Origin of the sequence: Leifsonia stereocauli (assembly GCF_038432415.1) — a bacterium.
Lineage (GTDB): Bacteria > Actinomycetota > Actinomycetes > Actinomycetales > Microbacteriaceae > Orlajensenia > Orlajensenia stereocauli.
On the sequence record NZ_JBCAUN010000002.1, the window covers coordinates 680,969 to 706,911 of the forward strand.

23 protein-coding genes are annotated in these 25,943 nt (G+C 69.4%); 8 read left to right on the forward strand and 15 right to left on the reverse strand.

Annotation, left to right across the window (positions count from 1 at the left end; genetic code table 11):
• The first annotated feature begins 102 nt into the window (after positions 1-102).
• Genes AADV74_RS12110 through AADV74_RS12120 form a run of 3 tightly spaced genes read left to right on the forward strand, consistent with a single transcriptional unit; the run spans position 103 to position 2,364 of the window.
• Positions 103-906: an amino acid ABC transporter substrate-binding protein gene (locus AADV74_RS12110; protein WP_342114392.1), complete on the forward strand. Its 804-nt coding sequence runs from the start codon at positions 103-105 to the stop codon at positions 904-906.
• 35 nt (positions 907-941) lie between these two features.
• Positions 942-1,607, forward strand: coding sequence for an amino acid ABC transporter permease (locus tag AADV74_RS12115; RefSeq protein WP_342114394.1), 666 nt, complete (start codon positions 942-944; stop codon positions 1,605-1,607).
• Complete coding sequence (locus AADV74_RS12120) at positions 1,594-2,364, forward strand: amino acid ABC transporter ATP-binding protein (protein ID WP_342114396.1); 771 nt, start codon at positions 1,594-1,596, stop codon at positions 2,362-2,364. The genes AADV74_RS12115 and AADV74_RS12120 overlap by 14 nt, the downstream gene beginning before the upstream one ends.
• Before the next feature lie 128 nt (positions 2,365-2,492).
• Here AADV74_RS12120 and AADV74_RS12125 read toward each other — a convergent pair whose 3' ends face one another.
• From AADV74_RS12125 to AADV74_RS12135, 3 genes are all read right to left on the reverse strand, one after another.
• Positions 2,493-3,860, reverse strand: coding sequence for an NAD-dependent succinate-semialdehyde dehydrogenase (locus AADV74_RS12125; protein ID WP_342114398.1), 1,368 nt, complete (start codon positions 3,858-3,860; stop codon positions 2,493-2,495).
• A gap of 118 nt (positions 3,861-3,978) precedes the next feature.
• The gene (locus tag AADV74_RS12130; RefSeq protein ID WP_342114399.1) at positions 3,979-4,701 is read right to left on the reverse strand and encodes a cache domain-containing protein; all 723 of its coding nucleotides are present in this window, start codon (positions 4,699-4,701) and stop codon (positions 3,979-3,981) included.
• Complete coding sequence (locus tag AADV74_RS12135; protein ID WP_342114401.1) at positions 4,670-5,479, reverse strand: FadR/GntR family transcriptional regulator; 810 nt, start codon at positions 5,477-5,479, stop codon at positions 4,670-4,672. The genes AADV74_RS12130 and AADV74_RS12135 overlap by 32 nt, the downstream gene beginning before the upstream one ends.
• Positions 5,480-5,568: 89 nt before the next feature.
• Here AADV74_RS12135 and AADV74_RS12140 point away from each other — a divergent pair, with 89 nt between their 5' ends.
• From AADV74_RS12140 to AADV74_RS12150, 3 genes are read left to right on the forward strand one after another with little or no spacing between them, the layout of a single operon-like run.
• Positions 5,569-6,834, forward strand: a complete 1,266-nt coding sequence (locus AADV74_RS12140) for a CaiB/BaiF CoA transferase family protein (RefSeq protein WP_342114403.1) — start codon at positions 5,569-5,571, stop codon at positions 6,832-6,834.
• Entirely contained in the window at positions 6,831-8,036 is a 1,206-nt protein-coding gene (locus tag AADV74_RS12145) for an acyl-CoA dehydrogenase family protein (RefSeq protein WP_342114405.1), read from the forward strand. Before AADV74_RS12140 ends, AADV74_RS12145 begins: the two co-directional genes overlap by 4 nt.
• A complete protein-coding gene (locus AADV74_RS12150; RefSeq protein WP_342114406.1) occupies positions 8,033-9,505 on the forward strand; it encodes an aldehyde dehydrogenase (NADP(+)) in 1,473 nt (490 codons plus the stop codon). Before AADV74_RS12145 ends, AADV74_RS12150 begins: the two co-directional genes overlap by 4 nt.
• A gap of 124 nt (positions 9,506-9,629) precedes the next feature.
• Here AADV74_RS12150 and AADV74_RS12155 read toward each other — a convergent pair whose 3' ends face one another.
• The 3 genes from AADV74_RS12155 to AADV74_RS12165 all read right to left on the reverse strand — a co-directional run bounded on the left by AADV74_RS12155 (position 9,630) and on the right by AADV74_RS12165 (position 13,079).
• Positions 9,630-9,965, reverse strand: coding sequence for a hypothetical protein (locus AADV74_RS12155; protein ID WP_342114408.1), 336 nt, complete (start codon positions 9,963-9,965; stop codon positions 9,630-9,632).
• Positions 9,966-10,087: 122 nt separating this feature from the next.
• A complete protein-coding gene (locus tag AADV74_RS12160) occupies positions 10,088-11,497 on the reverse strand; it encodes an aspartate aminotransferase family protein (protein ID WP_342114409.1) in 1,410 nt (469 codons plus the stop codon).
• Between the two features lie 97 nt (positions 11,498-11,594).
• Positions 11,595-13,079, reverse strand: coding sequence for a CoA-acylating methylmalonate-semialdehyde dehydrogenase (locus AADV74_RS12165; protein ID WP_342114411.1), 1,485 nt, complete (start codon positions 13,077-13,079; stop codon positions 11,595-11,597).
• 93 nt (positions 13,080-13,172) lie between these two features.
• Here AADV74_RS12165 and AADV74_RS12170 point away from each other — a divergent pair, with 93 nt between their 5' ends.
• Complete coding sequence (locus AADV74_RS12170; RefSeq protein ID WP_342114412.1) at positions 13,173-14,843, forward strand: PucR family transcriptional regulator; 1,671 nt, start codon at positions 13,173-13,175, stop codon at positions 14,841-14,843.
• 110 nt (positions 14,844-14,953) lie between these two features.
• On the opposite strand, the gene AADV74_RS12175 is transcribed toward AADV74_RS12170, so the two are convergent.
• From AADV74_RS12175 to AADV74_RS12210, 8 genes are all read right to left on the reverse strand, one after another.
• A complete protein-coding gene (locus AADV74_RS12175; protein WP_342114414.1) occupies positions 14,954-15,295 on the reverse strand; it encodes a cupin domain-containing protein in 342 nt (113 codons plus the stop codon).
• 3 nt (positions 15,296-15,298) lie between these two features.
• Positions 15,299-16,228, reverse strand: coding sequence for an ABC transporter permease (locus AADV74_RS12180; RefSeq protein WP_342114416.1), 930 nt, complete (start codon positions 16,226-16,228; stop codon positions 15,299-15,301).
• Complete coding sequence (locus tag AADV74_RS12185; RefSeq protein ID WP_342114418.1) at positions 16,225-17,214, reverse strand: ABC transporter permease; 990 nt, start codon at positions 17,212-17,214, stop codon at positions 16,225-16,227. Before AADV74_RS12185 ends, AADV74_RS12180 begins: the two co-directional genes overlap by 4 nt.
• Positions 17,214-18,377: a polyamine ABC transporter substrate-binding protein gene (locus AADV74_RS12190; protein ID WP_342114420.1), complete on the reverse strand. Its 1,164-nt coding sequence runs from the start codon at positions 18,375-18,377 to the stop codon at positions 17,214-17,216. Before AADV74_RS12190 ends, AADV74_RS12185 begins: the two co-directional genes overlap by 1 nt.
• A gap of 1 nt (position 18,378) precedes the next feature.
• A complete protein-coding gene (locus tag AADV74_RS12195; protein WP_342114422.1) occupies positions 18,379-19,488 on the reverse strand; it encodes an ABC transporter ATP-binding protein in 1,110 nt (369 codons plus the stop codon).
• A 56-nt stretch (positions 19,489-19,544) separates the two neighbouring features.
• Positions 19,545-20,975 (reverse strand): NAD(P)/FAD-dependent oxidoreductase, encoded by a 1,431-nt coding sequence (locus tag AADV74_RS12200; protein ID WP_342114424.1) that lies wholly within the window; start codon positions 20,973-20,975, stop codon positions 19,545-19,547.
• A 128-nt stretch (positions 20,976-21,103) separates the two neighbouring features.
• A complete protein-coding gene (locus AADV74_RS12205) occupies positions 21,104-22,588 on the reverse strand; it encodes a helix-turn-helix domain-containing protein (RefSeq protein WP_342114426.1) in 1,485 nt (494 codons plus the stop codon).
• 238 nt (positions 22,589-22,826) lie between these two features.
• Positions 22,827-23,405, reverse strand: a complete 579-nt coding sequence (locus AADV74_RS12210; RefSeq protein WP_342114429.1) for a cysteine hydrolase family protein — start codon at positions 23,403-23,405, stop codon at positions 22,827-22,829.
• A gap of 119 nt (positions 23,406-23,524) precedes the next feature.
• Here AADV74_RS12210 and AADV74_RS12215 point away from each other — a divergent pair, with 119 nt between their 5' ends.
• A complete protein-coding gene (locus AADV74_RS12215) occupies positions 23,525-25,192 on the forward strand; it encodes an amidohydrolase (RefSeq protein ID WP_342114430.1) in 1,668 nt (555 codons plus the stop codon).
• A gap of 134 nt (positions 25,193-25,326) precedes the next feature.
• Here the strand turns inward: AADV74_RS12215 and AADV74_RS12220 are convergent, their stop codons facing one another.
• A complete protein-coding gene (locus tag AADV74_RS12220; protein ID WP_342114432.1) occupies positions 25,327-25,794 on the reverse strand; it encodes an SRPBCC family protein in 468 nt (155 codons plus the stop codon).
• Positions 25,795-25,943: the final 149 nt, after the last annotated feature.

Below are 25,943 nucleotides of genomic sequence, written 5' to 3' on the forward strand. Positions count from 1 at the left end.
CACGAGATTCGCGTTGAAGGGAATGCCTGTGCTGGGCTGGAGGTTTCCTTCGGGGGCGTGGAACTCGCGCCTCCAGCTCCACAGATCGGAAACACTCCCCACATGCGTCGCTCACCTCTCGCCGTCCTCGCCGCAGCAGCGGCCGTCGCCATCGCCCTCACCGGATGCGCGAACGGCGGATCGTCCAGCGGCTCCGACGGCGGCGACGACTACGGCCTCGTCACCGCGGGCACGCTCACTGTGGCAACGGAGGGCACGTACCGCCCGTTCAGCTTCCACGAGAACGGCGCCGGCGACCTGACCGGCTACGACGTCGACATCATCAACGCCGTCGCGAAGAAGCTCGACCTCAAGGTCGAGTTCCAGGAGACCCAGTGGGACGCCATCTTCGCCGGGCTCGACTCCGGGCGCACCGACCTGATCGCGAACCAGGTGTCGATCAACCCGGAGCGCGAGGAGAAGTACCTCTTCAGCACGCCGTACACCACCTCGCCCGGCGTGCTCGTGGTCAAGGACACCACCAAGGACATCACGGACTTCGCCGATCTCGAGGGCAGGAAGTCGGCCCAGTCGCTCACCAGCAACTGGTACGCCCTCGCCGAGGAGAACGGTGCAGACGTCGAGGCCGTCGAGGGCTGGGCGCAGGCCGTGGCACTGCTCGAGCAGGGCCGAGTCGACGCGACCATCAACGACAAGCTGACCTACCTCGACTACGTGAACACCCAGGGTGACAGCGGCATCCGCGTGGCTGCCGAGACGGATGACCCGTCGCTGAGCGCCTTCGCGTTCGCGAAGGACAAGACGAAGCTCGTCGCGGCCATCGACGGCGCACTCGAAGACCTCACGGCCGACGGCACCATCGCGTCGATCGGCGAGAAGTACTTCGGCGCGGACGTCTCGAAGTAGCCCGTGCCGGCTGCCCCACCCTGTAGCCTGCGCTGATGGACGATCGGTTGCAGCTGCTCCTCGACTCGTTCTGGCCGATCGTCTGGGGCGGCATCACGGGCACCATCCCGTTGGCGCTGATCTCGTTCGGCATCGGGATCGTGATGGCGCTCGTCGTGGCGCTGATGAGGCTCTCGAAGAACCGCGTGCTCTCGGGCATCGCCCGCGCCTACGTCTCGATCATCCGAGGCACCCCGCTGCTGGTGCAGCTGTTCGTGATCTTCTACGGTCTGCCGACGATCGGCTGGGTCATCGACCCCTGGCCCAGCGCCGTCATCGCGTTCTCGCTCAATGTGGGCGGCTACGCGGCCGAGGTCATCCGTGCCGCCATCCTCAGCGTCCCCAAGGGGCAGTGGGAGGCCGGCTACACGATCGGCATGTCGAGCACGCAGACTCTGCGCCGGATCATCCTGCCCCAGGCTGCGCGTGTAGCCGTGCCGCCGCTGTCGAACACCTTCATCTCACTGGTGAAGGACACGTCGCTCGCCTCGGTCATCCTCGTCACCGAGCTGTTCCGCGTCGCCCAGAACATCGCGGCGTTCAGCAGCGAGTTCCTGCTCGTCTACATGGAGGCAGGTCTCGTGTACTGGCTCATCTGCCTGGTGCTCTCGAGCGGCCAGGGCAGGCTCGAGAAGAGATTGGACCGCTATGTCGCCCACTGACGATCCGCTGCTCGCGGTCTCGGCGCTGCGCAAGAGCTTCGGGGACAACGAGGTCCTCCGCTCCATAGACCTCGAGGTGCGCCGCGGCGAGGTCGTCGTGCTGATCGGCCCGAGTGGATCGGGCAAGACCACGGTGCTGCGGTCGTTGAACGGCCTGGAGACCCCGGATGCCGGGGTCGTGGCCTTCGCGCATGGGCCGTCCATCGACTTCGCCCAGCCGGTGTCGAAGGCCGAGCGCGACGCGCTGCGCAATCGCTCGGCGATGGTGTTCCAGCAGCACAACCTGTTCCCGCACCGCACAGTGCTCGAGAACGTCATCGAGGGCCCTGTGCAGGTGCAGGGGGTACGACGAGCGGATGCCGTCGGCCAGGCCGAGGCGCTGTTGGAGCGCGTCGGCCTCGCCGAGAAGCGCGACGCCTACCCGCATGAGCTGTCAGGCGGTCAGCAGCAGCGCGTCGGCATAGTGCGGGCGCTGGCGCTGAAGCCCGACCTGCTGCTCTTCGACGAGCCGACCAGCTCGCTCGATCCTGAGCTCGTCGGCGACGTGCTGGGAGTGATGAAGGGACTGGCCGACGAGGGCTGGACCATGGTCGTCGTCACCCACGAGCTGAGCTTCGCGCGTCAGGTGGCCGACGAAGTGCTGTTCATGGACGGCGGCGTGATCGTGGAGCGAGGTGCGCCGGCGCAGCTGTTCACAGCGCCGACGCACGAGCGCACGCGGAAGTTCCTCGACCGCATCCTGCGCCCCCTGGACTGATCTCCGCTCGCTGACCTGAGACTCGCTCGCTGAGGCCCGGACGAAGTCCGCGGTCGAAGTGCCTCTGTGATGCGCTTCGGGCGGTCGCTTCGCTCGGCCCTCAGCGAGCGGCGGGGGAGAGAGTCCGCTCAGCCGACGCGGATGAGCTTCTTGTTCACGAACTCGTCGGCTCCCAGACGGCCCATCTCACGGCCGGTGCCCGAACGCTTGACACCGCCGAACGGCAGCTCCACGCCGTCGGCGAGCACGAGGTTGACGAAGACCATGCCGGCCTCGATGCGATCGGCGACCCGCGTCGCCTGGTCGGCATCCGTCGTGTAGACGTAGGAGCCCAGGCCGAACGGGGTGTCGTTGGCCAACGTCACGGCGGCGTCCTCGGACTCCACGCGGTAGACGGATGCCACGGGGCCGAAGAACTCCTCGTGGTAGGCGTCGGCCTCTGGGGTGATGTCGGTGAGCACGACCGGCGCGAAGTAGTTGCCGTTGCGCTCGCCCGTGGCGTGCACGGTCACGCCCTGGGCTGCGGCGCGGTCGAGCTGGTCCTGCAGGCGGTCGGCAGCGGCCGAGGACGAGAGCGGACCGAGCTTGCTCTCCTCCGAGGTCGGGTCGCTCGGCTGGGTGGCTGCGAAGCTCGCCGTGAGCTTGGCCACGAAGTCCTCGTAGAGGTCGTCGATCACGATGAAGCGCTTGGCGGCGTTGCACGACTGGCCTGTGTTGTCGAGACGCGCCGCAGCAGCATCCTCGACCACCTTGTCGAGGTCATCGGTGCTGAGCAGCACGAACGGGTCCGACCCGCCGAGTTCGAGCACGACCTTCTTGAGGTTGCGGCCGGCGATCTCGGCGACGGCGGCACCGGCGCGCTCGGAGCCGGTGAGCGAGACGCCCTGCACGCGGCGGTCGCCGATGATGCGCTCGATCTGCTCATGAGAGGCGTAGACGTTGACGTAGGCACCCTCGGGGAAGCCGGCGTCGGAGAAGATCTGCGCGATCGCCGCGGCCGACTCAGGGCACTGCTCGGCGTGCTTCAGCAGGATCGTGTTGCCGATGATGAGGTTGGGGCCCGCGAAGCGGGCGACCTGGTAGTACGGGAAGTTCCACGGCATGATGCCGAGCAGGACTCCGAGTGAGCTGCGACGGATGACGGCGCTGCCCTCGCCTGCCAGCAGCTTGACGGGCTCGTCGGCGAGCACGTCGGGGGAGATGTCGGCGTAGTAGCCGTAGATGTCTGCGGCGAAGTCGACCTCGCCGAGTGCCTGCTCAATGGGCTTGCCCATCTCGCGCACGATGATCTTCGCGAGCTCCTCGCGGCGCTCGGTGTGCAGCTCGCTCACGCGGCGGATGAGCGCAGCGCGGTCGGCGGGGCTGGTGGAGCGCGCCCACCCGGAGTGTGCGGCATCCGCTGAGGCGATGGCGGCCGTCAGGGCCTCATCGGTGATCGTGGGGTAACTCTGGACGGTCTCCCCGGTTGCCGGATCGATCACTGCGTAGTCGGTCATGCCAGTCCCTTCGTGACGAGAACGTGCTGGATGCGGATCCACGGTGGCGCCGCGTCACTGCCTGCACGAGGATCAGCCTAAATCACCGGCAGCCAGAAAACATCCGGTTTGCAATGATTCAGGGCAGGCGATCGATCGCGAGCGGCGTTCCCGCGCAGACGAACTGTTCGGCCGCTCCGGTGAGGAGCGATCCCGGCTGGGCGGAGGGATCCGTCGAGATGATGACGCGGCCTGCTGCGTTGACCAGGGCGAGCGGCTCGTCGATGAGCAGCAGCAGGGGGAGCAGTTCGCGTTCGAGGCGACGCACGGCGATGTCGGCTCCGACCACACCCAGCATCCGCTCGCCCACCGTCACGGGCATCGTGAGGGTGAGGATGTAGTCGCAGGTGCAGAGGTGATCGACGTAGGGGCCCGTGACGTGGGTCGCCTGCGTCTCGGCCGGAGTGGCGTACCACTCGAGGGCGCGCACGTCGCGCAGGTACTCGGCGTGAGACCGGGTGGTGAGGTCGAGACGGGTGGGCTCTGTCGTGCTGCCGAAGAGCGGGCCGGCGTCGAGGGGGCCGAGCCACCAGGCGAAGTGCACGTCGCGTCCGGCGACGACGCCGGGGGCCGCGATGAAGCCGGCCCCGACGAGCAGGGGGTTCTCGCTGACGAGCTCGGGCAGCACCCTCGATGAGACGAGGTCGTCGACGGATGCCGCCGACGCCGGCGTTGCGCCATCGGTGAGCGTGGCCACGATCTCATCGCGCCAGCCGGCGAGCTGCTCGAAGACCTCGGAGAACAGTTCGCTGACGGCTGCGGCGCAGTGCTCAGGCGACGTCGTCGGCAGTGTCGCGGTCACGGCGCACCTCCTCGCGGTGCAGGCTGGTCTTGGCGGCGAGCAGGCCCTCTGCGAGGGTCTGCACCATGGCCGAGACGAGCTCGCGGGCGACGGCGGGAGCGTGGGCGCTCACGGCCGCAGCGATGGCCGTGCTCGTGCTCAGCACCGACACGCGGGTGTCGTCGTCATCGAGGGCGAGCAGCAGGAGCGGGCCGAACTCGGCCTGCACGCGGATCTGCTCCCGCACGAGGCGGGCCGACTGGCTGAGCACGGCGAGCTCGAGGAACAGCCCGCCGATGTCGAAGCGCGCCGCAGCGGCCGTGGCGACGTCGATGCCGGCGACCTGGGCCGCGAGGCGCTCGCCCTCGGCATCCGTCGCCCGCACGGCAGCACGCTCGGCGCAGCCGGCCAGGATGGTCGCGAAGTAGACGGCCATGTCGGAGAGTTCGACCTGGGTCAGGGCGTGCAGGCGGGCGTCGAGCAGTCCGCCGTGCAGGGCGTCGCCGGTGACGAAGCTGCCGCCCTCGCGGCCGCGCCGGGTCTCCACCAGGCCGGCGTCGCGCAGGATGCCGAGGCCCTCGCGCACGGTGATGAGGGCAACGCCGAAGCGACGCGAGAGATCGGGCTCGCTGGGCAGGCGCTCTCCCGGCGCGAGCACGCCGAGGATGATGGCGTCCGTCAGCCGCTGGGCCACCTGCTCCGAGCGGCCGGTGTCTGCCAGTTGCGCGAAGATCGCCTCGCGAGCGGCGGATCCGACCCGCGGGGCCTGCGCATCCGCCCTCGCCTGTGAATCGCCCATGGCCATCACCCTAACCGAAGCGAGGGCTGGCCCTCCGAAAATCATTCGGTCTAGGATGAATCGCATTCGGGACATGCGAAGGCGGATGGATGACCAGCGATGACGGGGAACGGCGAGGGCCGCTCTCCGGCGTGCGCGTCGCCGACTTCTCCAGGGTGCTCGCCGGGCCCTACGCCACGATGATGCTCGCCGACTTCGGCGCCGACGTCGTGAAGATCGAGTCGCCGGCGGGAGATGACACCCGGGCGTGGGTTCCGCCGGTGGATGCATCCGGTGCCTCCACCTACTTCGCCGCCGTCAATCGCAACAAGCGCTCGGTGGTGCTGGATCTGGCGACGGATGCCGGCCTCGCCGAAGCGCGACGGCTGGCGTTCTCGGCCGACGTCGTCGTCGAGAACTTCAGGCCCGGCGTGATGGATCGCTTCGGCCTCGACTTCGAGTCCGTGCGGGCCGCCAACCCCGGAGTCGTCTACTGCTCGATCACCGGCTTCGGTGCTGGCGAGGGAGCCGCACTGCCCGGGTACGACCTGCTCGTGCAGGCCGTCGGCGGGCTCATGAGCGTGACCGGGTCGTCCGACGGCGACCCGACCAAAGCCGGGGTCGCCCTCGTCGACGTGCTCACCGGGCTCAATGCACTGTCGGGCATTTTGCTGGCACTGCGGGCTCGGGACGCCGTCGGAGGTGCCGGGTCCCTGGTCGAGGTGGACCTGCTCTCCAGCCTGCTCTCGGGCCTCGTCAACCAGGCGTCGAGCACCCTCGCCACGGGCGTCGCCCCGGGGCGGATGGGCAACGCGCACCCGAGCATCGCCCCCTACGAGTCGTTCCGCGCGGCTGACCGCGACCTCGTGATCGCCGTGGGCAACGACCGGCAGTTCCAGGCGTTGGCTGCGGTGGTGGAGGGAACGAGCACCTCGGCGGCGACTTCGTCGCTGCCTTCGGCAAGCGATGCTGTGACGATCGGAATGGACCCCCGCTTCGCCAGCAACCCGCTGCGGGTCGCGCATCGCGGCGAGCTGCGCACCGTCATCGAGCAGCGCCTGGCAGCGGCTCCGGCCTCCGACTGGGTATCGCGCCTGAGCGCCGCCGGCGTCCCGGCCGGGCTCGTGAACGACGTCGGCGAGGCCATCGCCTTCGCCGAGTCGCTCGGACTCGCGCCGGTTGTCGAGGTCGACGGCAGCCGGTCGATCGCCAACCCCATCCGCCTCGAGAGCGCCCCAGCCGCCTACGGCTCGCGCCCGCCGCTGCTCGGGGAGCACACCGGAGCCGACTGGCTCGCGCCATCCGACCGCGCGGCCTCCGTTCCGGCATCCGTCACCGAATCGCCCCTCGCCTCCAGCACCGAAGGAACCGTATGAGCACCGACTCCACTCTCATCGTCGACACAGTGTTCGACCTCGACGCCCTGCTCACGGACGAGGAGCGCAGCTGGCAGCAGAAGGCGCGCACTTTCGCGACCGAACGCATCCTGCCTGTCATCGAGGACGACTTCGAGAGCAAGTATTTCCGGCGTGAGCTCGTCGCGGAGCTGGGCGCGGCCGGATTCCTCGGAATGCACCTGCAGGGATACGGCTGCGCTGGAGCCGGTGCCGTCGCGTACGGGCTCGTGTGCCTCGAACTCGAGTCGGCCGACAGCGGCTGGCGCACCTTCGTGTCGGTGCAGGGGTCACTGGCCATGTCGGCCATCTACAAGCACGGCAGCGAGGAGCAGAAGCAGCACTGGCTTCCGCGCATGGCCACGGGTGAGGCCATCGGATGCTTCGGGCTCACCGAACCGAGCGGCGGCAGCGATCCGGCCGCCATGACCACGACGGCCCGCCGCGACGGCGAGGAGTGGGTGCTCGACGGCGCGAAGCGCTGGATCGGCCTCGCGAGCATCGCCGACGTCGCCGTGATCTGGGCGAAGGCGACGGACAGCGACGGCTCGACGGCGGTGCGCGGCTTCGTCGTTCCGACTGAGACCGAGGGCTTCTCTGCGACGCCCATCGACGGCAAGCTGTCGATGCGCGCCTCGATCCAGTGCGATGTGACCCTCGAGGGCGTGCGGCTTCCCGCCGATGCCGTGCTGCCCGGTGCGCGCGGCCTGTCCGGCCCCTTCTCCTGCCTGAACGAGGCACGGTACGGCATCGTCTGGGGAGCGATGGGTGCGGCCCGCAGCTGCCTGGAGGCGGCGCTCGGACGCGCTCGCACTCGCGAGGTCTTCGGCGAGCCGATCGGCGCTCGGCAGCTCGTGCAGGGCAAGCTGGCCGACATGTTCGTCGAATACGAGAAGGGCGTCCTGCTGGCCCTGCACCTGGGCAGGCTCAAGGAGCGCGGCACCCTCACGCCGGCGCAGATCAGCGTGGGCAAGCTCAACAGCGTGCGCGAGGCGCTGCACATCGCACACGAGGCGCGCTCGATCCTCGCGGGCGACGGCATCACCAGCGCCTTCCCGGTGATGCGGCACATGGCAAACCTCGAGTCCGTGCGCACCTACGAGGGCACCGACGAGATCCACCAGCTCGTGCTCGGCCGAGAGCTCACGGGCATCGCCGCCTTCTCATCGGCGTCGGTCGCATGAGCGCCGTGGTCCACGCCGACACCACGGGAGACGAGCTCGCCGCCATCGTCGCGGCGGCCGCGGCATCCGAGTTCTCACTCACCGATCGCGCCAACCGTGCACTCTGGCTGCACGCGCTCGCCGACGCCGTCGACGCCGACCGTGCCGAACTGCTGGCCATCGCACGCATCGAGACGCACCTGTCCGAGGGACGCCTCGACGGCGAGATCACGCGCACGGTGAACCAGCTGCGCTTCTTCGCCGGCGTCGCGATCGAGGGCAGCTATGTCGAGGCGACGATCGATTCAGCTGATCCCTCGCTGCTCCCCCCACGGCCGTCGCTGCGGAGGATGCTCCGCCCTCTCGGTGTCGTCGCCGTCTTCGCGGCGTCGAACTTCCCATTCGCCTTCTCGGTGCTCGGCAACGACACGGCCTCGGCCTTCGCCGCGGGCTGCCCCGTAGTCGTCAAGGCTCATCCCGGGCATCCGGAACTGTCGCGCCGTGTCGCTGCACTGGCCGAGCGCGTTCTCGCCGACTCCGGTGCGCCTGCCGGATGCTTCGGGCTGGTGGAGGGCATCGATGCCGGCGTGGCGCTGGTGCAGCATCCGCTGGTCTCGGCCGTCGGCTTCACCGGATCGACGCGCGTCGGACGGGCGCTGTTCGACCTCGCGTGTGCCCGCCCCGCCCCGATCCCGTTCTACGGCGAGCTCGGCTCGATCAACCCGGTGGTCGTCACGCCGACGGCCGCGTCGACCCCCGACGGCGTCGCCGCCGTGGCATCGGGCCTCGCGGCCTCGTTCACGCGCGACGGCGGGCAGTACTGCACCAAGCCCGGCCTGGTGTTCGTGCCCGTCGAGACAGGCTTCGAGTCGGTGCTGGCGGCAGCGCTCTCGGGGGTGCCCAGTCACCGCCTGCTGACCGACGGCATGGAGACGGCGTTCGCGCGCGGCACGGAGGCGCTGCTCGAGCGCGACGACGTCGAGGTGGTCTTCGACGGCGGATCGGGGGCGGATGCCGCCTCCCCGCTCGTCGTCGCCGTGAGCCTGGATGCCTTCGTGGCCGAGCCGGAGGCCTTCCTCGAAGAGCACTTCGGCCCGCTGACAGTGCTGGTGCGGTATCCGGATGGCGACCCCGCGGCGCTCGGCGCCGCTCTCGCGGTGCTCGACGGATCGCTCACGGCCAGCATCCACCACGCTCCGGAGGAGGACGTGCCGGCTCTGGCCGCCGCACTCTCGCGGATCGCCGGCCGCGTGATCTTCAACGGCTGGCCGACAGGTGTCGCCATCGCGTGGGGGCAGCAGCACGGGGGTCCGTGGCCGGCGACGACGGCCTCGCTGCACTCCTCGGTGGGGGCGTCGGCCATCCGGCGGTTCCTGCAGCCGATCGCCTACCAGGATGCTCCGGCATCAGTTCTCCCGGCGGAACTCGCCGACGGCAACCCGCTGGGAATCCCGCGCCGCGAGGACGGGGTGCTGGTCTCCGTTCGCTGAGACCCGCGCGCAGCGCGCGGTCGAAGCGCGCTGACCGACGCTTCGGGCGGTTGCTGCGCTCGGCCCTCAGCGAGCGGAGTCTGGCGGTTGCTGCGCTCGGCCCTCAGCGAGCGGAGTCTCTCGCCTAGTTGACGCCCGGGATGACCAGCCAGTTCTGAACCAGGACGATCCAGACGACCAGAAGGACGATGGCGGCGACGGTGAGGCCGATTCCTGCGCGCTTGCGTCCGCCGCGCAGCACGAGCTGCACGATGAGCACGACGAGAGTCACGACGGCGAGCACGAGCGAACCGAACGGGATGCCCGGAATGAAGAGCGAGAGCAGGAACAGGGCTGCCACGACGATCTCGATGATCGCGAGGACAGCTGTGCCGCGTCCACGAGCGCGCTGCACGCCGTCGATGAGGGCCAAGACGGCGCCGAGAAGGCCGATGAGCAGCAGGATGGAGAACGTGACCATGCGTGGTGTCCTTGTCGTCGGAAAAGCTCGGCCCCCGGGTCGCGGGTCGAGCGTCCGTCAGCCTAGCGGTCGCCTCGGAAGCCGACCTCAGGGGTGGGGACCCCTTGCGCGGCGTGCGAGGGTCACGCTACGTAGCGGTCGGCCACCTCGAGCGCCTCGTCGATGATCGCCAGGCCGCGCACCAGCTCCTCCTCCGTGATGACGAGCGGGGGAGCGACGTGCACGCGGTTGAAGTGCGTGAACGGCCAGAGCCCGGCGGCCTTGCACGCGGAGGCGAGCTCCGCCATGGGAGCGGCATCCGGGCCCGAGGCGTTGAAGGGAACCAGGGGCTCGCGCGTCGCCGCATCACGAATGAGCTCGATCGCCCAGAACAGGCCGACTCCGCGCACCTCTCCGACCGACGGATGCCGCTCGGCCATCGCACGCAGGGCGGGCTCGACGGCGCGTGATCCGAGGTCGCGCACGCGCTCCAGGATGGCGTCGCGCTCGAACACCTCGAAGGTGGCGACTCCGGCGGCGCAGGCCAGGGGGTGTCCGGAGTAGGTCAGGCCGCCGGCGAAGGCGACGTCGTCGAAATGTGCGGCGATGCGCTCGGAGATGACGACTCCGCCGAGCGGCACGTAGCCCGAGTTCACTCCCTTGGCGAAGGTGATGAGGTCGGGGGTGACGCCGAAGTGGTTGACGGCGAACCACTCGCCGATACGGCCGAAGCCCACCATGACCTCGTCGGCGATGTAGACGATGCCGTACTTGTCGCACAGGGCGCGCACACCGGGAAGGTAGCCGGCCGGCGGCACGAGAACGCCGTTGGTGCCCACGATGGTCTCGATGATGACGGCGGCGACGGTGTTCGCGCCCTCGAGCACGATGAGGTTCTCGAGGTGCTCCAGAGCACGCTGCGCCTCCTCGGCCTCGGTGGTCGCGTGGAATGCCGACCTGTAGGCGTACGGGCCGAAGAAGTGCGCGACGGACCCGTCGCTCGGCTCGTTCGCCCAGCGGCGCGGGTCGCCGGTGAGCGAGATGGCAGTCGCCGTTCCACCGTGGTAGCTGCGGTACATCGAGAGCACCTTGCGGCGGCCGGTGACGGCGCGCGCCATGCGCACGGCGTACTCGTTGGCATCGGCACCGCCGTTCGTGAAGAACACCTTGTCGAGGTCGCCGGGAGCGACATCGGCGATGCGACGGGCGAGCTCGCCGCGCACATCGTTCGCCATGATCGGCTGGATGGTGGCGAGCCGGCCGGCCTGCTGCTGGATGGCGGCGACGAGATCGGGGTGCTGGTGCCCGAGGTTGAGGTTCACCAGCTGCGACGAGAAGTCGAGGTAGGCGTTGCCCTGGTAGTCCCAGAACGTGGAGCCCTCGCCAGTCGCGATGGGCAGCGGGTCGATCTTCGCCTGAGCGCTCCAGGAGTGGAACACGTGGCCGCGGTCGTCGGCGCGCACCTGCGCGTCGGCAGCGGCATCCGGCAGCTGGTGGGTGCTGCCGTGGCGGTCGACGTAGGAGGCGGTCGAGGTCGTGAAGGTGTCGGTCATGGTTCGGCTCTCTTCTGGATCTCGCGAGTTGCCCACTTCCGCCAGTGCGGGCGTGCTCCGACTGGCGGAAGTGGGCAACTCGAGGCGAGGGGTGGCTTCAGTGGTTGCTCGGGAAGCCGAGGTCGACCTGCGACTCCGACGGGTCGGGCCAGCGCGTGGTCACGACCTTGCTGCGCGTGTAGAAGTGCACGGACTCGGGGCCGTAGATGTGCGAGTCGCCGAACAGCGAGTCCTTCCAGCCGCCGAACGAGTACGCGCCGACGGGCACCGGGATCGGCACGTTGACGCCGACCATGCCGACCTCGACCTCGAACTCGAACTGGCGCGCGGTGCCGCCGTCACGGGTGAAGATGGCGACGCCGTTGCCGAAGCGGTTGGCGTTGATGAGGGCGACAGCGGCCTCGTAGGAGTCGACGCGCACGACGGAGAGCACCGGGCCGAAGATCTCGTCCTGGTAGGCCTTCATCTCGGTGGTGACGTGGTCGAGCAGGCTCACGCCCACGAAGAAGCCATCGTTGTCGAACTGCTTCTCGGTGCCGTCGACGATGACGGATGCGCCCTCGGCGGCGGCGCCCGTGACGTACGAGGCGACCTTGTCGCGGTGCTCGCGGGTGATGAGCGGACCCATCTCGCTGGCGCTGTCGGTTCCGTCGCCGATGACGAGCGTCCCCATGCGCGAACGCACGGCCTCGACGAGGTCGTCTGCGACGTCGCCGACGGCGACCAGCACCGAGACGGCCATGCAGCGCTCGCCTGCCGAGCCGTAGGCGGCGGACACAGCGGCATCGGCCGCGGCGTCGATGTCGGCATCCGGCATCACGACCATGTGGTTCTTGGCGCCGCCGAGGGCCTGGACGCGCTTGCCGTTGTCGCTCGCGCGACGGTAGATCGACTGGGCGATGGGGGTGGAACCGACGAAGGAGACGGCGGCGACGTCGGGGCTGTCGAGGATGGTGTCGACGGCGAGCTTGTCGCCGTTGACGACGTTGAGCACGCCGTCGGGAAGGCCGGCCTCCTGGAACAGCTTGGCCAGGAAGAGCGACGCCGACGGATCCTTCTCGCTGGGCTTCAGCACGACCGTGTTGCCGAAGGCGATGGCGCTGGCGACCATCCAGAGCGGCACCATGACGGGGAAGTTGAACGGGGTGATGGCGCCGACGACGCCGACGGGCTGCTTCACGGAGTGCACGTCGACGCCCCTGGAGACCTGCTCGCTGCGCTCGCCCTTCAGCAGGTGCACGAGGCCGGCGGCGAACTCCACGTTCTCCAGGCCGCGCGAGATCTCACCGGCCGCATCGGAGAGGACCTTGCCGTGCTCGCTCGTGACGATGGCGGCGAGCTCGGGGGTGCGCTCGCGCAGCAGGTGACGCAGACGGAAGAACACGTCGGCGCGCTTGATCAGGCTGGTGGCGCGCCAGCCCGGCAGTGCGGCCTTCGCCGCAGCGATCGCCTGCTCGACGTCGGCGACGGAGGCGTAGACCACGTCGTGCTGCCTCGCGCCCGTGGCCGGGTTGAACACCGGGCCTGTGCGCTCGGGCTCGCCGGTCTCGACGCCGTTGATGAAGTGCTGGACGAGTGCCATGGCGGTCTCGCTTTCTGGATCCGTCGAACGGTCTGCCCGACACCGGCTTATGCTGGATTTCCCCATGATCACAGAGCGCCGAAGGTGATATCCATGCCAGAACGTCGCGGTTCGCCGACGGATGCTACAGATCGTCCGAGTGGCTTCGAGGCCTCGCTTCCGACCGTGCTCGACATCGTGCGGCTCCCCGTCCTGCAGGCTGGTGATCCCGAGATCGTCGCGGGCACCGGGGCCCTCGATCGGGCCGTGCGTTGGGTGCACGTGAGCGACAACCTCGACGCGGCCGACCTGCTCGACGGCGGTGAGCTTCTGCTCTCGACGGGGGCCGGCTGGTCTGATGAGCCAGCCGAACTGACGGCCTTCGTGGAGCGGCTCCGGCGGGTGCGCGTCGCCGGTCTCGTGCTCGAGCTCGGCGGTCGCCTCGACGCCGTGCCGTCGGCTCTCGTCGAGGCCTGCGACGAGGCCGGGCTGCCACTCATCGTGCTGCGGCGCATCGTGAAGTTCGTCGCGGTGACCGAAGCCGTGCACAGCCGCATCATCCTGGAGCAGGCCGATGCGCTGCGTGAGCGCGACCGGCTGCACGAGCTGTTCATCGGATTGAGCCTGCGCGGCAGCACGGCCGAGTACATCGTCGAACAGCTCGCGAGGGTGCTGCGCGCTCCCGTCGTTCTCGAGGATCTCAACCACAGGGTGGTCGCTGCCGAGATGCTCGACGCCGGAGACGAGGCCCTCGCCGACTGGGAGTCGACATCGCGCACGCTGCACCGCGACGCGAGCGTGCAGACGCCGCAGACCGCGCAGGCCACCCAGACGACCCGGGAGACGCCGACGACGGATGCCGCCGGCTGGGACACCGTCGCCGTCGAGGCTCGCGGCATCCGCTGGGGTTCCCTCATCGCACTGCCGGGCGAGCCGCACACGGCCGGGCGATCGCAGGTGATGGAGCAGGCAGCCGTCGCCCTGGCCATCGGTCGGCTCGCGGAAGGTGACGCCGACGAGTGGACCAGGCTCGGCAACGAGCAACTTCTGGCCGACCTGCTGGGCGCGCGCTACAGCTCGGATGCCGGGATCGCGGCTCGCTTCGAGGCCGCGGGGCTGCCCGTGCGGGGCCGTGCCCTGGTCGGAATCGCCGTGCATCCAGGCGTCGGGAACGGTGGCGCCCAGGGTCCGGTCGACGTGCTCGCCGCCGCGAGCCTGCTCGGCGGACCCGTCATCGCCGCACCCCGCGCCGAGGGCGGCGGCCAGGTGCTGGCGCTGTCGGTTCCCCCCGAGGCCCGACTGACGGATGCGGTCTTCGACGAGTTCGCGCGACGCCTGGCCCGCGGTGGCTCGGGCCTCATCATCGGGGTCGGTGCCGTCGCGCGGGACCTCAGCGGACTCATCGCCTCGATCGAGGAGGCCCAGGAGCTGCTGCGCTCGCCTCGGGAGGAGCGAGGACGCGGCGTGGCGGTGCTGCGGGCCGAGAACCGTCCGCTGCTGCGGCTGGTCGCGGCCTTCGCCGGCGACCCGCGGTTGCAGGCGCACAGCGAGCAGATGCTGCGGCCGCTCATCGAGTACGACCTCGAGGTGGACGGCGACCTGCTCGCGGTGCTGCTGGCCTACGTGTCGCATCCGGGCAACCGCACGAAGGCCGCTGCCGCCAGCCACCTCTCGCGCTCGGTCTTCTACCAGCGCATCGCCCTCATCGAGGACCTGCTCGACGTCGACCTCGACGACGGCGAGACCGTCAGCGCGTTGCACGCTGCACTGTTGGCGCGGCGGTGACACCCGGCCGCTGAGAGCCGTACTGAGGACACGAAGCGCCCCGAAGGAGCCCGACACCGTCGCGGCGGAAGCGCTTCGACCGCGGACTTCGTCCGGGCCTCAGCGAGCAGCTAGGTGACGTACACCTTCCGGATGCGATCGGCCACGCGCCAGATCGTGCGCTGGCCGGCCTGCAGTCGCCCGATGTCGCCGACGGCGTAGACCACCCGTTCGCCGGACTCGAGGAACTCCACCTCGGCCGACCCGGCGATGACCACGAACACCTCGTCGGCCTCGGTGTCGCTCATCGCGCCGGCCGTCATCTCCCACACGCCGATGTCGGTGCCGTCGCCGACCGGCGCCAGCTCGACGTAACCGGTCTGCGGGGTTCCGTCCACGATCTGCTCGCCAGCCACGGGCTCCAGCGACATCGACAGGGCGAGCGCCGCCGTCTTCAGGGTCGAGTCGATCATGGTCTACCCGGCCGCCAGGGTCTTCGCGATGTCCTCGGCGCTCTGGTCGCCCCGTCGCAGCACGTAGGCGACGACGCCGAGCGCCAGCAGGGTGAGCAGGAACATCACCGTCGACACTGCCGCGATCTCGGGTCGCAGGCCCACACGCAGCGACGCGAAGATGTACACCGGCCACGGCGTCGATCCGGGCACCTGCACGAAGCTCGACACGATGGTGTTGTCGAGGCTCAGGGTGAACGACATCAGTGCGCCGGCCCAGATCGCCGGACTCGCGACGGGCAGCGTGATCTGGGTGAAGCGGCGCCACGGTGTCGCATAGAGATCTGCCGCGGCCTCCTCGAGGGAGGCGTCGAGTCCGGCCATCCGTGCCCTGATGATGAAGGTCACGACAGCGACCGACAGTACGGCGTGGGCGACCACGAGACGCACGAGACCGTTGTTGAACAGGCCGATGCCGGCGTCGGTTCCGAGACTCACGAACCAGGGCAGCATCGAGACGGCGTCGACGATCTCGGGGGTGAACAGCGTGATGCCGAGGATCACCGTGGCCAGCAGGACGGAGAGCGAGCTCGCGCGCGATCGGGCCAGCGCTATGCCGCCGAGCGTGCCGAGCAGCGTGGAGAGGAGCGCAGCGCCGGCGGCAGCGGAGATCGACGTGATCACCGAGCCGACGATCACGGGGTTCGCCAGCGCAGAGGTGTAGGCGGTGAAGCCGAAGCCCTGCCACGACGCCAGCAGGCGGCCGGTGTTGAAGGAGTAGGCGAACATCACGATGATCGGCAGGAACAGGAACGCGAACACCACGATGCCCCAGATCGCGAGCCCGACGCGCACGGGGTCGACACGACGTCGCCGCCGGGGACTGGATGATGCTCTCCGCACCCGTGCCGGATCCATCGCGGCCACAGCCGCCGTCGCCGTGTTCGCACTCATGAGGCACCTTCCGGGAGTTCGACGTTCAGATCGACGCGACGGGCTCGGCGCACGAGCGCCCGCACGATGAGGGCGATTCCGCCGAAGACCGCGACGGCGCCGGCGATGAAGAGCATGAGCAGCACGGCCATGGCAGACCCCAGAGCCCAGTTCTGAGCGGTGTTGAACTGGCTGGCCACGAGCTGGCCGATCATGTTGCCCTGCGCTCCACCCAGCACCGACGCCGTGATGTAATCGCCCATCAACGGGATGAAGACGAGCAGGCATCCGGATGCGATCCCGGGGGCCGCGAGCGGAAGGGTCACATTCCAGAGCGTCCTCCACCGGTTCGCTCCGAGGTCGGCGCTGGCCTCGCGGAGCGCGGGGCCGGCGCGGTCGATGGCGACGTAGAGCGGCAGGATCATGAGCGGAAGGTAGTTGTAGACCACGCCGAGCTGCACGGCCCCGGCCGTGTAGAGCACGTCGAGCCTGCCGTCGATGATGCCGAGGTTCTGCAGGGCGTCGGAGACGAACCCGCGTGGCGACAGGATGATCTGCCAGCCGAGCGTGCGCACCAGGAAGTTCGTCCAGAACGGCACCAGCACGAGGGCGAGGGCGAGGGGGCGCCACTTGGGGTCGAGCTTCACGGCCAGCCAGTAGGCGAACGGCACCGAGATGGCGAGGCAGATCAGGGTGCCGACGACTCCGATGCGCAGGGTGTTCCAGAACGTGCCGATGAAGGTGGCGTCGAGGGCCTCCACGTAGCGATCGAGGCTCAGGACGTCGTTGGCGTGGGCGTTGAACAGGTCGGGCTTGTAGCCGAAGGAGTACCAGAGCACGAGGCCGAGCGGCACCACGAAGAAGAACACGACGTACGCCCAGGTGGGGAAGCCGAGTGCCTCGTAGCCGGAGATGCGACGGCGACGGCGACGGCGGGGGCGGGGCGCATCGGGTGTGCCGGGCGCGCTGCTCGGGGCTGTCGTGCGGGGAGCGGCATCCGTCGTCATCACGAACCTGCCTTCGCCATCATGCGGTTCAGGGTCTTCACGAGCTGCCCGGCAGCGTCGTTGAGTTCGGCCGGAGTCAGTCGCTCGATCACGTCGGCCGCGGGGAAGACCAGCTCGGGGAAGTCGAACTCGTTCTCCTCCGCCAGCTCGTCGATGCCCTTCACCCCCGTGCTGTAGCCGATGTAGTCCACCTCGCGGTAGGAGACCTCGGGCTCGAGCATGTAGTCGATGAAGGCGTAGGCGGCGTCCATGTTCTGCGCGCCCTTGGCGATGGCCCAGGTGTCCATCCAGAGGTTGGCCGTCGGAGTCGGGTAGACGAATCTCCAGCTGTCGGGGTCGTCGCTGGCGAGCAGCCCCTGCCTGGCGTCGCCGTTGAAGGCTTGCATGAGGGTGAAGGTCTCCTCGGGAATGCCGCTCGTGACGGCCGTGGAGTTGAAGGCCTTCACGTGCGGGGCGAGGGTGTTCACGAGGTACTCGTCTGCGGCGGCGAGGTCGGCCTTCTCCGTGGTGTTCGGGTCGATGCCGTTGGCGGCGAAGTAGATGCTCGCGACCTCCCACGGGTCTTCGAGCAGCGACACGTCTCCGCTGGCAGCGCCGGTGGCGGCCTCGAGGAAGTCGGCCCACGATGTGAGCTCACCGGGGATGGCGCGCGTGTCGTAGGCGAACCCCGTCGTGCCCCAGTCCTTGCAGACGGAGTAGGTGTTGCCGGGGTCCCAGCTCTGGTCGAGGTAGAGGGGATCGACGTTGCCGAGGTTCTTCAGCATGCTGTGGTCGAGCTTCTCGAGCAGGCCGTTCTCCGACATGATCGGGATGTAGCTGCCCGTCGGCACGATCACGTCGTAGCCGCTCGTTCCGCGCGTCGCGCCGAGCTTGGCGATGAGCTCCTCGTTCGAGCCGAAGCTGTCGAACTGCACGCTCGTCCCGGTCTTCTGGAAGGCGGCGATGTTCGCCGGGTCGTCGTAGTCGCCCCAGCTGTAGACGTTGAGGTGGTTCTCCGTCACCCCGTCCGGCAGCTTCGACGGCGCGAAGCCCGTGCTCTTGGAGCAGGCGGCGAGCACGCTGGTCGCTCCCACCACGATGAAACCCGAGAGCAGGGCTCTGCGGCTGATCTGGGCGGATGCCGCACGCGGGATCAGCGCGCGGATGTCCGGGCGATCCGCCATCTCAGGCCGCCTCGAACACGCGCAGCTCGCTGGCGTCCCACGAACACCAGACGGTGTCGCCGGTGCCGAGCGGCTCGGCCCGATCCGGTGTCGCGCGGGCGATCAGCTCGAGTCCGGAGCTCGTCACGACGACGTACTGGATGGCATCGCCGAGGAAGGAGATGCCCGCCAGGGTGCCCTCGAGGCCGCCACCGGCCGGACGCTGCGCCGAGACGTGCACGGCCTCGGCGCGGATCGCCGCTCGCACCTCGCTGCCGTCGCGGGCGCCGGTCGGAAGGCCCGAGACCGCGAACGTGCCGTCTGCCGCGACCAGCGCATCCGTTCCCGACACCGACGCGTCTATGAAGTTCTGCTTGCCGATGAAGCCTGCGACGAACTCGTTGGCAGGCTTCAGGTAGACGTCCTGGGTGCTGCCGATCTGCTGCACGCTTCCGCTCTGCATGACCACGACGCGGTCGCTCATCGAGAGCGCCTCCTGCTGGTCGTGGGTGACGAAGATGAAGGTGATGCCGAGCTCCTTCTGCAGCAGCTTCAGCTCGATCTGCATCTCCTCGCGGAGCTTGCGGTCGAGGGCGCTCATCGGCTCGTCGAGCAGCAGCACCTTGGGGCGGTTGACGAGGGCCCGGGCGAGGGCGACGCGTTGCTGCTGGCCGCCGGAGAGGGTCGACGGCTTGCGGTCGGCGAAGCTCACCATCTGGGCGAGGCCCAGCGAGTCCTGCACGCGCTGCGCGATCTCGGACTTGGGCACGCGCTTCTGGCGCAGGCCGTATGCCACGTTCTCGGCCACGGTCATGTGCGGGAACAGGGCGTAGGACTGGAACACCGTGTTCACCGGGCGCTTGTGCGGGGGCAGGTCGACCACGGACTGGCCGCCCACGACGATGTCTCCGGCATCCGGATGCTCGAAGCCCGCGATCATGCGGAGCAGCGTCGTCTTACCGCACCCCGACGGGCCGAGGAGCGAGATGAATTCGCCGGAGCGCACCTCGAGGTCGATGGAGTCGACCGCTGTGGCCGAGCCGAAGATCTTGGTGATTCCGCGGAGGCTCACCGATCCCGTGGCGTCGGCGGCGTCGGCGATGACGGCGGTGGCAGGGGATGGAGAGCTCACGGCTGGTCCTCTCGTCGGGGTGGGGCTTGGGGTGGGGATGAGGCTGGGCTGCGACGTCAGGAGTCGAACCCGAGGCCGACGGCGTCGAGGGCCTTGAGGATGAGGTTGCGCTCGCCGCGGTTGTGGTCGGCACGATCGAGCGACCAGCGGGTGGCTTGGATGCCGATGGAGGCGAGGGGCTCGGGCGGGAACGGCAGCGGACGCGACTTCACCATCTCGAGCTCGGTGATCTCGGTCGTGCGGCCGGCGAGCAGGTCGAGCATGACCTTCGCCCCGAAGTGGGTCGCGGCGACGCCGAGCCCGGTATAGCCGGTGGCGTAGGCGATGCGGCCGCCGCGCGCAGCGCCGAAGAAGGCGCAGAATCGGCTGCAGGTGTCGATGGCGCCGGCCCACTGGTGGCTGAACCTCAGCCCCTCGAGCTGCGGGAAGGTGGTGAAGAAGTGCTCGCCGAGGGTGCGGAAGGTCTCGGGTCGGTTCTCGTATTCCGCACGGATGCGGCCGCCGTAGTGGTAGACAGCGTCGTAGCCGCCGAACAGGATGCGGTTGTCGCGGCTGAGCCTGTAGTAGTGGAACTGGTTCGACGAGTCGCCGAGGCCCTGCCGGTTCCCCCAGCCGATGGCGTCGAGTTGGTCTCTGCTGAGCGGCTCGGTCATGAGCGCGTAGTCGTAGACGGGAACGGTCTGCAGGGCGTTGCGCTTGAGCAGGCTCGGGAAGACGTTGGTCGCGAGAGCCGTGCGCACGGCGCGCACCGTGCCGGTCGCCGTGCGCACGTCTGTTCCCTGCGCCACGCTGAGGCCTGCGGTGTCGAGGCCGAGCACTCGCGAGTTCTCGAAGATCTCGACACCGGCGGCAGCGGCGGCCTGCGCCAGCCCGAAGGCGAGCTTCGCCGGGTGCACCAGAGCCGAGGTGCGGGTGTGCCAGACGCCGGCGAGATAGGTGGGAGAGTTCACCTGGGCCCGAACCGCGGTCTCGTCGAGGAACAGCGCGTGTTCGCCGGCGCTCTCGCGCATCCACTCGACCTGGTGCGGCTCCACGGCGAGGTCGATGGCGCCGTTCCGCTCGAGCTCGGCGTCCACGCCGAGCTCGCGCAGCGTGGTCTCGATCTCGTCGAGGTTCGCCAGCCCGAGTTCCTGCAACCTGTCGAACTCCTGTGGGAAGCGGCTGATGCCGTTCTCGTCGCCATGGGTGAGGCTGGCCTCGCAGAAGCCGCCGTTGCGACCTGACGCCGCCCAGCCGATCGTCTTCGCCTCAAGCAGCACAACGCGTGCCTCCGGCCGCTCACGCTTGGCGAGCAGCGCGGTCCAGAGCCCCGTGTAGCCGCCGCCCACGACCACCAGGTCGGCGACGAGGTCGCCCGTCAGTCGGGGGTAGGTGGGCGTCGCCTCGGCCAGGTCATCGAGCCAGAACGAGGCCTGCCTGGTTCCGCTCAGCGCATGGCTGACGACGGATGCCGCCGGCCGGGCTCGTTCGAAGACTGTGGTGTGCACTATCGATCACGCTCTCTGCAGGATGGGGCCGCACGGAACCTGCTGGTCTCCGTCGACCGTTCCTGACATTCTGCCAACCCGAGTTCGGGCCGCCTTCTCGAAAACGTTCGGGATCGCGACGGTTCCGGTCAGATCGTCCGGGGAGCATGTCGCTCGAGGAACTCGTAGACCTCGGTCTGGTCGACGCCCGGGAAGGTCCCGGTGGGCAGAGCGGCGAGCAGGCTCGTCGGGGTGCGCGCCGCCGGCCATGACTGGTCGGCCCAGCGGTCTGCGAGCCCCGTTGGAGCGCGGCGACAACACGATTCGTCCGGGCAGTGGCTCACGGCGCGGTGGGGAGTCTCGCGGCCGCGGAACCACTTCACGTGATCGAACGGCACTCCGACGCTCACCGAGTACTCGCCCTCCTTGGCCTTCTCGATGCGCGACGTGCACCAGAAGGTTCCGGTGCTGGTGTCGGTGTACTGGTACCAGGGGCTGAAGCGGTCCTCGACATCGAACACCGTGCGCGCCGTCCAGTTGCGGCAGACCGTCGTACCTTCCACGGCACCGAGGGCGTCGCTCGGAAAGCGCACCGAGTCGTTCTCGTACGCCTTGATGATGGTGCCCGACTCGTGCACCTTCATGAAGTGAACGGGGATGCCGAGTCGCGCCGTCGCGAGATTGGTGAAGCGGTGCGCCGCGGTCTCGTACGACACGGCGAAGGCGTCCCGCAGGTCCTCCATCGAGATGCGGCGCAGGTTCTTGGCCTCGGTGAGCACCTTCACGGCGTCGCGCTCCGGAAGCAGGATGGCCGCCGTCAGGTAGTTCGTCTCCACACGCTGTCGCAGAAAATCAGCATAGTTTCGCGGCTCGTCATGACCGCACAGATGGGTCGCGAAGGCCTGCAGGATGGGGGAGCGCGAGTCGCGCGATGCCGACTGCTCGGTGGGGAGGTAGATGCGGCCGTTGCGCTTGTCCGTCACCGACCGTGTCGAGTGCGGCAGGTCGCCGACGTAGTGCAGCGAGTAGCCCAGGTGGCTGGCCATGTCGGCGACGACCTGCTGCGACACGGGTCCGCCGTTGTGGCCGACGGCCGTGAGCAGCTCCGTCGCCAGGGTCTCGAGTTCGGAGAAGTAGTTGTCGCGGGCACGCATGGTGGCGCGCAGCTCCACGTTGGCGCGGCGGGCCTCCTCCGGCGTGGCGGCGCGCTCCCGGTGGAGGCGCGAGATCTCGTTGTGGAGGGACAGGATCGCCTGCAGGGTCTCGTCGGTCTGGCCCTTGCTGACACGGATGCGGGGAATTCCGAGCGCCTCGAACACAGGGCCGCGCTGGGCGCGTTCGACCGCGATCTCGAGGGCGTCGCGCGGGTCGGGGGCGGCATCAGTGCGCAGCAGGTCGTCGACGGTCGTGCCGAGGGCCAGCGCGATGGAGCGCAGCATCGAGAGTCGCGGCTCGCGCTTGCCGTTCTCGATCATCGACACCTGCGACGGCGCCCTGTCCACGGCCGAGGCCAGCTGCTCCAGCGTCAGATCGCGGGCCACGCGACGGGCCCGGATGCGACGTCCGAGGGTGAGCGCGTCGACGCCGACCTCCTCGTCGAGGGTCTCGGAAGCGAGCTCATCCGCGCTGATCATGGACTGATGGTGTCACGGGCCCGCGGATGCGGCAACCAGAAGAATCGACGTTCTTCTGTCGACCCGATCGCTGAGGCTCGGATGAAAGTCCGCGGTCGGAGCGCGGCCCGGCCGTTCGCGGGAACAGGCCGAATCGCGGCATCCGCCCGAGGACAGGCCCGTCCGGCGTGTTCTCGATGATCGGGCCTGTCTCGTGGTGGAACGCGTCTCGCTGCGGGCGGTCGCCATTCGACCAGCGTCAGCGCGCCAGCAGCTCCTCGACCGTCGTCACCGTGGCGTAGCTGCCGGAGAGCGCCGCCATGAACGAGCCGTGCACCTGCGCCGCCGGCACGACGGCGCCGTCGAACTCGAGATCGGGCGCGGCGCACGCGTCGTGGGCGACGGTCACGGTGAAGTCCAGGTCGCTGGCCGCACGCACCGTCGCGTCGACGCACATGCTGCTCATCATGCCGACCACGACCAGCTCGTCGGGTTCGAGAGCGCACAACCGCTCGAGCAGGTCCGTGTCGAGGAACGAGTTCGGCGACGCCTTCCGCACCACCGGCTCGTCGCCGACGGGCGCCACCAGCTCGTGGATCTCGACGCCAGCGGTGCCAGGGCGCATGAAGGTGGCATCCGGGGCATCCCACACGTGCTGCACGTGGATGACGGGGTCGCCGGCCTCGCGGAACGCCGTCAGCAGCTGGCCGGCGCGCGCTGCAGCGGCCTTCGGCTCGACCAGCGGGAACGCCCCACCCGGGAAGTAGTCGTTCTGGATGTCGATGATGAGCAGCAGACGAGACACGGTGAGCCCTTTCGAAACGGATGCGGCACCCATCCTGACACTCTGACCGACGGGAGGCTGACAACCCGTCGGTGTGCGCTGGCCGCCGACGCCTCGACCTGCCTACGCTCGCAGGGAGCGCTCCGCAGCGGGGCCGCACTCGAGGAGGCCCCATGCCGATCGCCGACGTCGTCTTCACGGGCGGGTCCGTGTTCAGCGCGGGTGCCGCCGCATCCGTCGCCGCCGATGTCGCCGTGCTCGACGGGCGCATTGTCGCCGTCGGCCCCACGGACGACCTGCGCACCTGGGTCGGCGCGACCACCACCCTCGTCGACACCTCAGGCCGGCTCGTCGTCGCCGGTTTCCAGGACGCCCACGTGCATCCGATCGGGGCCGGGGTCGAGATCCTGCAGTGCGATCTCACGGGGGCGACGGATGCCGCGGACTGCCTGCGGATCATCGCAGAGTACGCGCAGGCGAACCCCGACGAGCCGTGGATCCGCGGGGCCGGCTGGTCGATGGAGTTCTTCCCGGGTGGCACCCCGGCGGCAGCCGACCTCGACGCCGTCGTGGCCGACCGCCCGGTGCTGCTCAGCAACCGCGATCACCACGGAGCGTGGGCGAACTCGCTGGCACTGGCGCTGGCCGGGGTCACAGCCGAGACGCCCGACCCGTCAGACGGTCGCATCGAGCGGGATGCCGCTGGAGCGCCCAGTGGCACCCTGCACGAGGGCGCCGTCGCCCTGGTCGAGAGGCACGCTCCCGACATCGACCCGGAGTTGGCGTACCGCGGCCTGCTCCGAGCCCAGAAGGAGCTGCTCGCCCAAGGCGTCACCGGCTGGCAGGACGCCATGGTCGGCGAAGTTCTCGGCCTGCCCGACACCCTCGAGGTCTACCTGCGAGCCGTCGCCGACGGCACCCTCACCGCCCGCGTCGTGGCCGCACTGTGGTGGGAGCGCGACCGCGACGCGTCGCAGCTCGACGAGATGGCCCGGCGCCGCGACGAGGTCGCCGCTCTCGGCGTGCCCGAGCGGCTGCGCGCCGACAGCATCAAGATCATGGTCGACGGTGTGGCCGAGAACTTCACGGCGGCGATGAACACGCCCTACCGTGACGCTCACGGACACCCGACCTCCAACTCAGGGCACTCCTTCCTCACCCCGCAGGCCCTCGAGGCCGCCGTGCTGGGGGCGGATGCCGCCGGCTTCCAAGTGCACTTCCATGCCCTCGGCAACAGGGCCGTGCGGGAGGCGCTCGACGCGCTGGAGGCGTTGCCCGCCAGCGCGGCCGACGCCCCGCGGCGCCGTCACCACCTCGCCCACCTGCAGATCGTCGACGAGGTGGACGTGGCGCGCTTCGCCGAGCTCGGTGCCGCGGCCAACCTGCAGGCGCTCTGGGCCTGCCACGAGCCGCAGCTCGACGAGTTGGCGCTGCCGTTCCTGGACGCCGAGCTCGAAGCGCGGCATTACCCGTTCGGCGAGCTCGACCGCGCCGGGGTGCTGCTCGGTGCCGGCAGCGACTGGCCGGTGTCGACGGCCGATCCGCTGGCTGCCATCCACGTCGCCGTCAACCGCGTCGGTCCGGGGTCGGATGCCGCACCGCTGGGGGCGGCAGAGCAGCGCCTCGATCTCGCGACAGCGCTGACGGCCTACACGGCCGGCAGCGCCTGGCTCAACGGACGCGACGGCTCCACCGGCCGCATCGAGCCCGGCTATCTCGCCGACCTCGTGGTGCTCGACCGGGATCCGTTCGCCGGGCCCGCGACGGCGATCGCCGACACCCGTGTGCTCAGTACCTGGGTGGACGGGGTGTCGGTGTACTCGGTGCCTGCCGCTCACTGAGCCCCCGAGCGAAGCGACCGCCCGAAGAGTGCCGAGCTCGGCGGCGTCGAAGGGCGCTTCGGCCGCGGACTCCGTTCGGGCCTCTGCGAGCTGGCCGTGGGTGCAACCGGGGCGGCGACCAGCGAGCGATTGGCTCAGCGCTGGTGCGCCGACTCCAGCACGAGGTCCTCGAAGCGCTCGAGGCTGCGATCGAGCGATCGCTGCAGCGACGAGCCGATGAGCGGACTGAGCATACGCTCCATGCGACTGCCGGGACGGGAGGTCGTCGTGAGCACCACGCGCACGCCGCCCTCGAACGGCTCGATCCGGCGTTCGCCGTCGGCATCGGTGCCCGAGGTCGTCGCCCAGGAGAAGGCGACGCCGGGGTCGACCCTGCTGATGATCGCCGTGTTCGTCATGCGCTGGCCGAGCATGCGGAACTGCTCCACCGTGCGGGTTCCGTTGCGCACCGTTCCCGTCGTGTCCTGGGTCATCTCCTCGACCCCTTCCCGCCAGATGGCGTCGAAGCGGTGGTCGGCGAGCATCGACCACACCGTCGAGGAGTCGAGGGGGATGCGGCGTTCTGAGCGCACTGTGATGAGGCGGAGGTTTCGGGTCGGCATGGTCTCCTCAGGCTAGGCCGCTCGACGAGTGGGTTCATCGGGGGCAACCCCCGTTCGGGGGCCAGTGCGGTTTCTCGAGGTATCCGTCGACCGGCACTGGCAGGCGGCTGCCCCCTGACATAGGGTCGGCAGTACAGCAGAACGCAGTT

Coding starts and splice junctions, on each gene's coding strand:
- AADV74_RS12175 (WP_342114414.1), bottom strand. CDS start 15,295: ATGATCGACTCGACCCTGAAGACGGCGGCGCTCGCCCTGTCGATGTCG.
- AADV74_RS12115 (WP_342114394.1), top strand. CDS start 942: ATGGACGATCGGTTGCAGCTGCTCCTCGACTCGTTCTGGCCGATCGTC.
- AADV74_RS12180 (WP_342114416.1), bottom strand. CDS start 16,228: ATGAGTGCGAACACGGCGACGGCGGCTGTGGCCGCGATGGATCCGGCA.
- AADV74_RS12140 (WP_342114403.1), top strand. CDS start 5,569: ATGACCAGCGATGACGGGGAACGGCGAGGGCCGCTCTCCGGCGTGCGC.
- AADV74_RS12170 (WP_342114412.1), top strand. CDS start 13,173: ATGCCAGAACGTCGCGGTTCGCCGACGGATGCTACAGATCGTCCGAGT.
- AADV74_RS12155 (WP_342114408.1), bottom strand. CDS start 9,965: ATGGTCACGTTCTCCATCCTGCTGCTCATCGGCCTTCTCGGCGCCGTC.
- AADV74_RS12160 (WP_342114409.1), bottom strand. CDS start 11,497: ATGACCGACACCTTCACGACCTCGACCGCCTCCTACGTCGACCGCCAC.
- AADV74_RS12145 (WP_342114405.1), top strand. CDS start 6,831: ATGAGCACCGACTCCACTCTCATCGTCGACACAGTGTTCGACCTCGAC.
- AADV74_RS12210 (WP_342114429.1), bottom strand. CDS start 23,405: ATGGGTGCCGCATCCGTTTCGAAAGGGCTCACCGTGTCTCGTCTGCTG.
- AADV74_RS12120 (WP_342114396.1), top strand. CDS start 1,594: ATGTCGCCCACTGACGATCCGCTGCTCGCGGTCTCGGCGCTGCGCAAG.
- AADV74_RS12150 (WP_342114406.1), top strand. CDS start 8,033: ATGAGCGCCGTGGTCCACGCCGACACCACGGGAGACGAGCTCGCCGCC.
- AADV74_RS12205 (WP_342114426.1), bottom strand. CDS start 22,588: ATGATCAGCGCGGATGAGCTCGCTTCCGAGACCCTCGACGAGGAGGTC.
- AADV74_RS12220 (WP_342114432.1), bottom strand. CDS start 25,794: ATGCCGACCCGAAACCTCCGCCTCATCACAGTGCGCTCAGAACGCCGC.
- AADV74_RS12185 (WP_342114418.1), bottom strand. CDS start 17,214: ATGACGACGGATGCCGCTCCCCGCACGACAGCCCCGAGCAGCGCGCCC.
- AADV74_RS12110 (WP_342114392.1), top strand. CDS start 103: ATGCGTCGCTCACCTCTCGCCGTCCTCGCCGCAGCAGCGGCCGTCGCC.
- AADV74_RS12215 (WP_342114430.1), top strand. CDS start 23,525: ATGCCGATCGCCGACGTCGTCTTCACGGGCGGGTCCGTGTTCAGCGCG.
- AADV74_RS12190 (WP_342114420.1), bottom strand. CDS start 18,377: ATGGCGGATCGCCCGGACATCCGCGCGCTGATCCCGCGTGCGGCATCC.
- AADV74_RS12135 (WP_342114401.1), bottom strand. CDS start 5,479: ATGGGCGATTCACAGGCGAGGGCGGATGCGCAGGCCCCGCGGGTCGGA.
- AADV74_RS12125 (WP_342114398.1), bottom strand. CDS start 3,860: ATGACCGACTACGCAGTGATCGATCCGGCAACCGGGGAGACCGTCCAG.
- AADV74_RS12165 (WP_342114411.1), bottom strand. CDS start 13,079: ATGGCACTCGTCCAGCACTTCATCAACGGCGTCGAGACCGGCGAGCCC.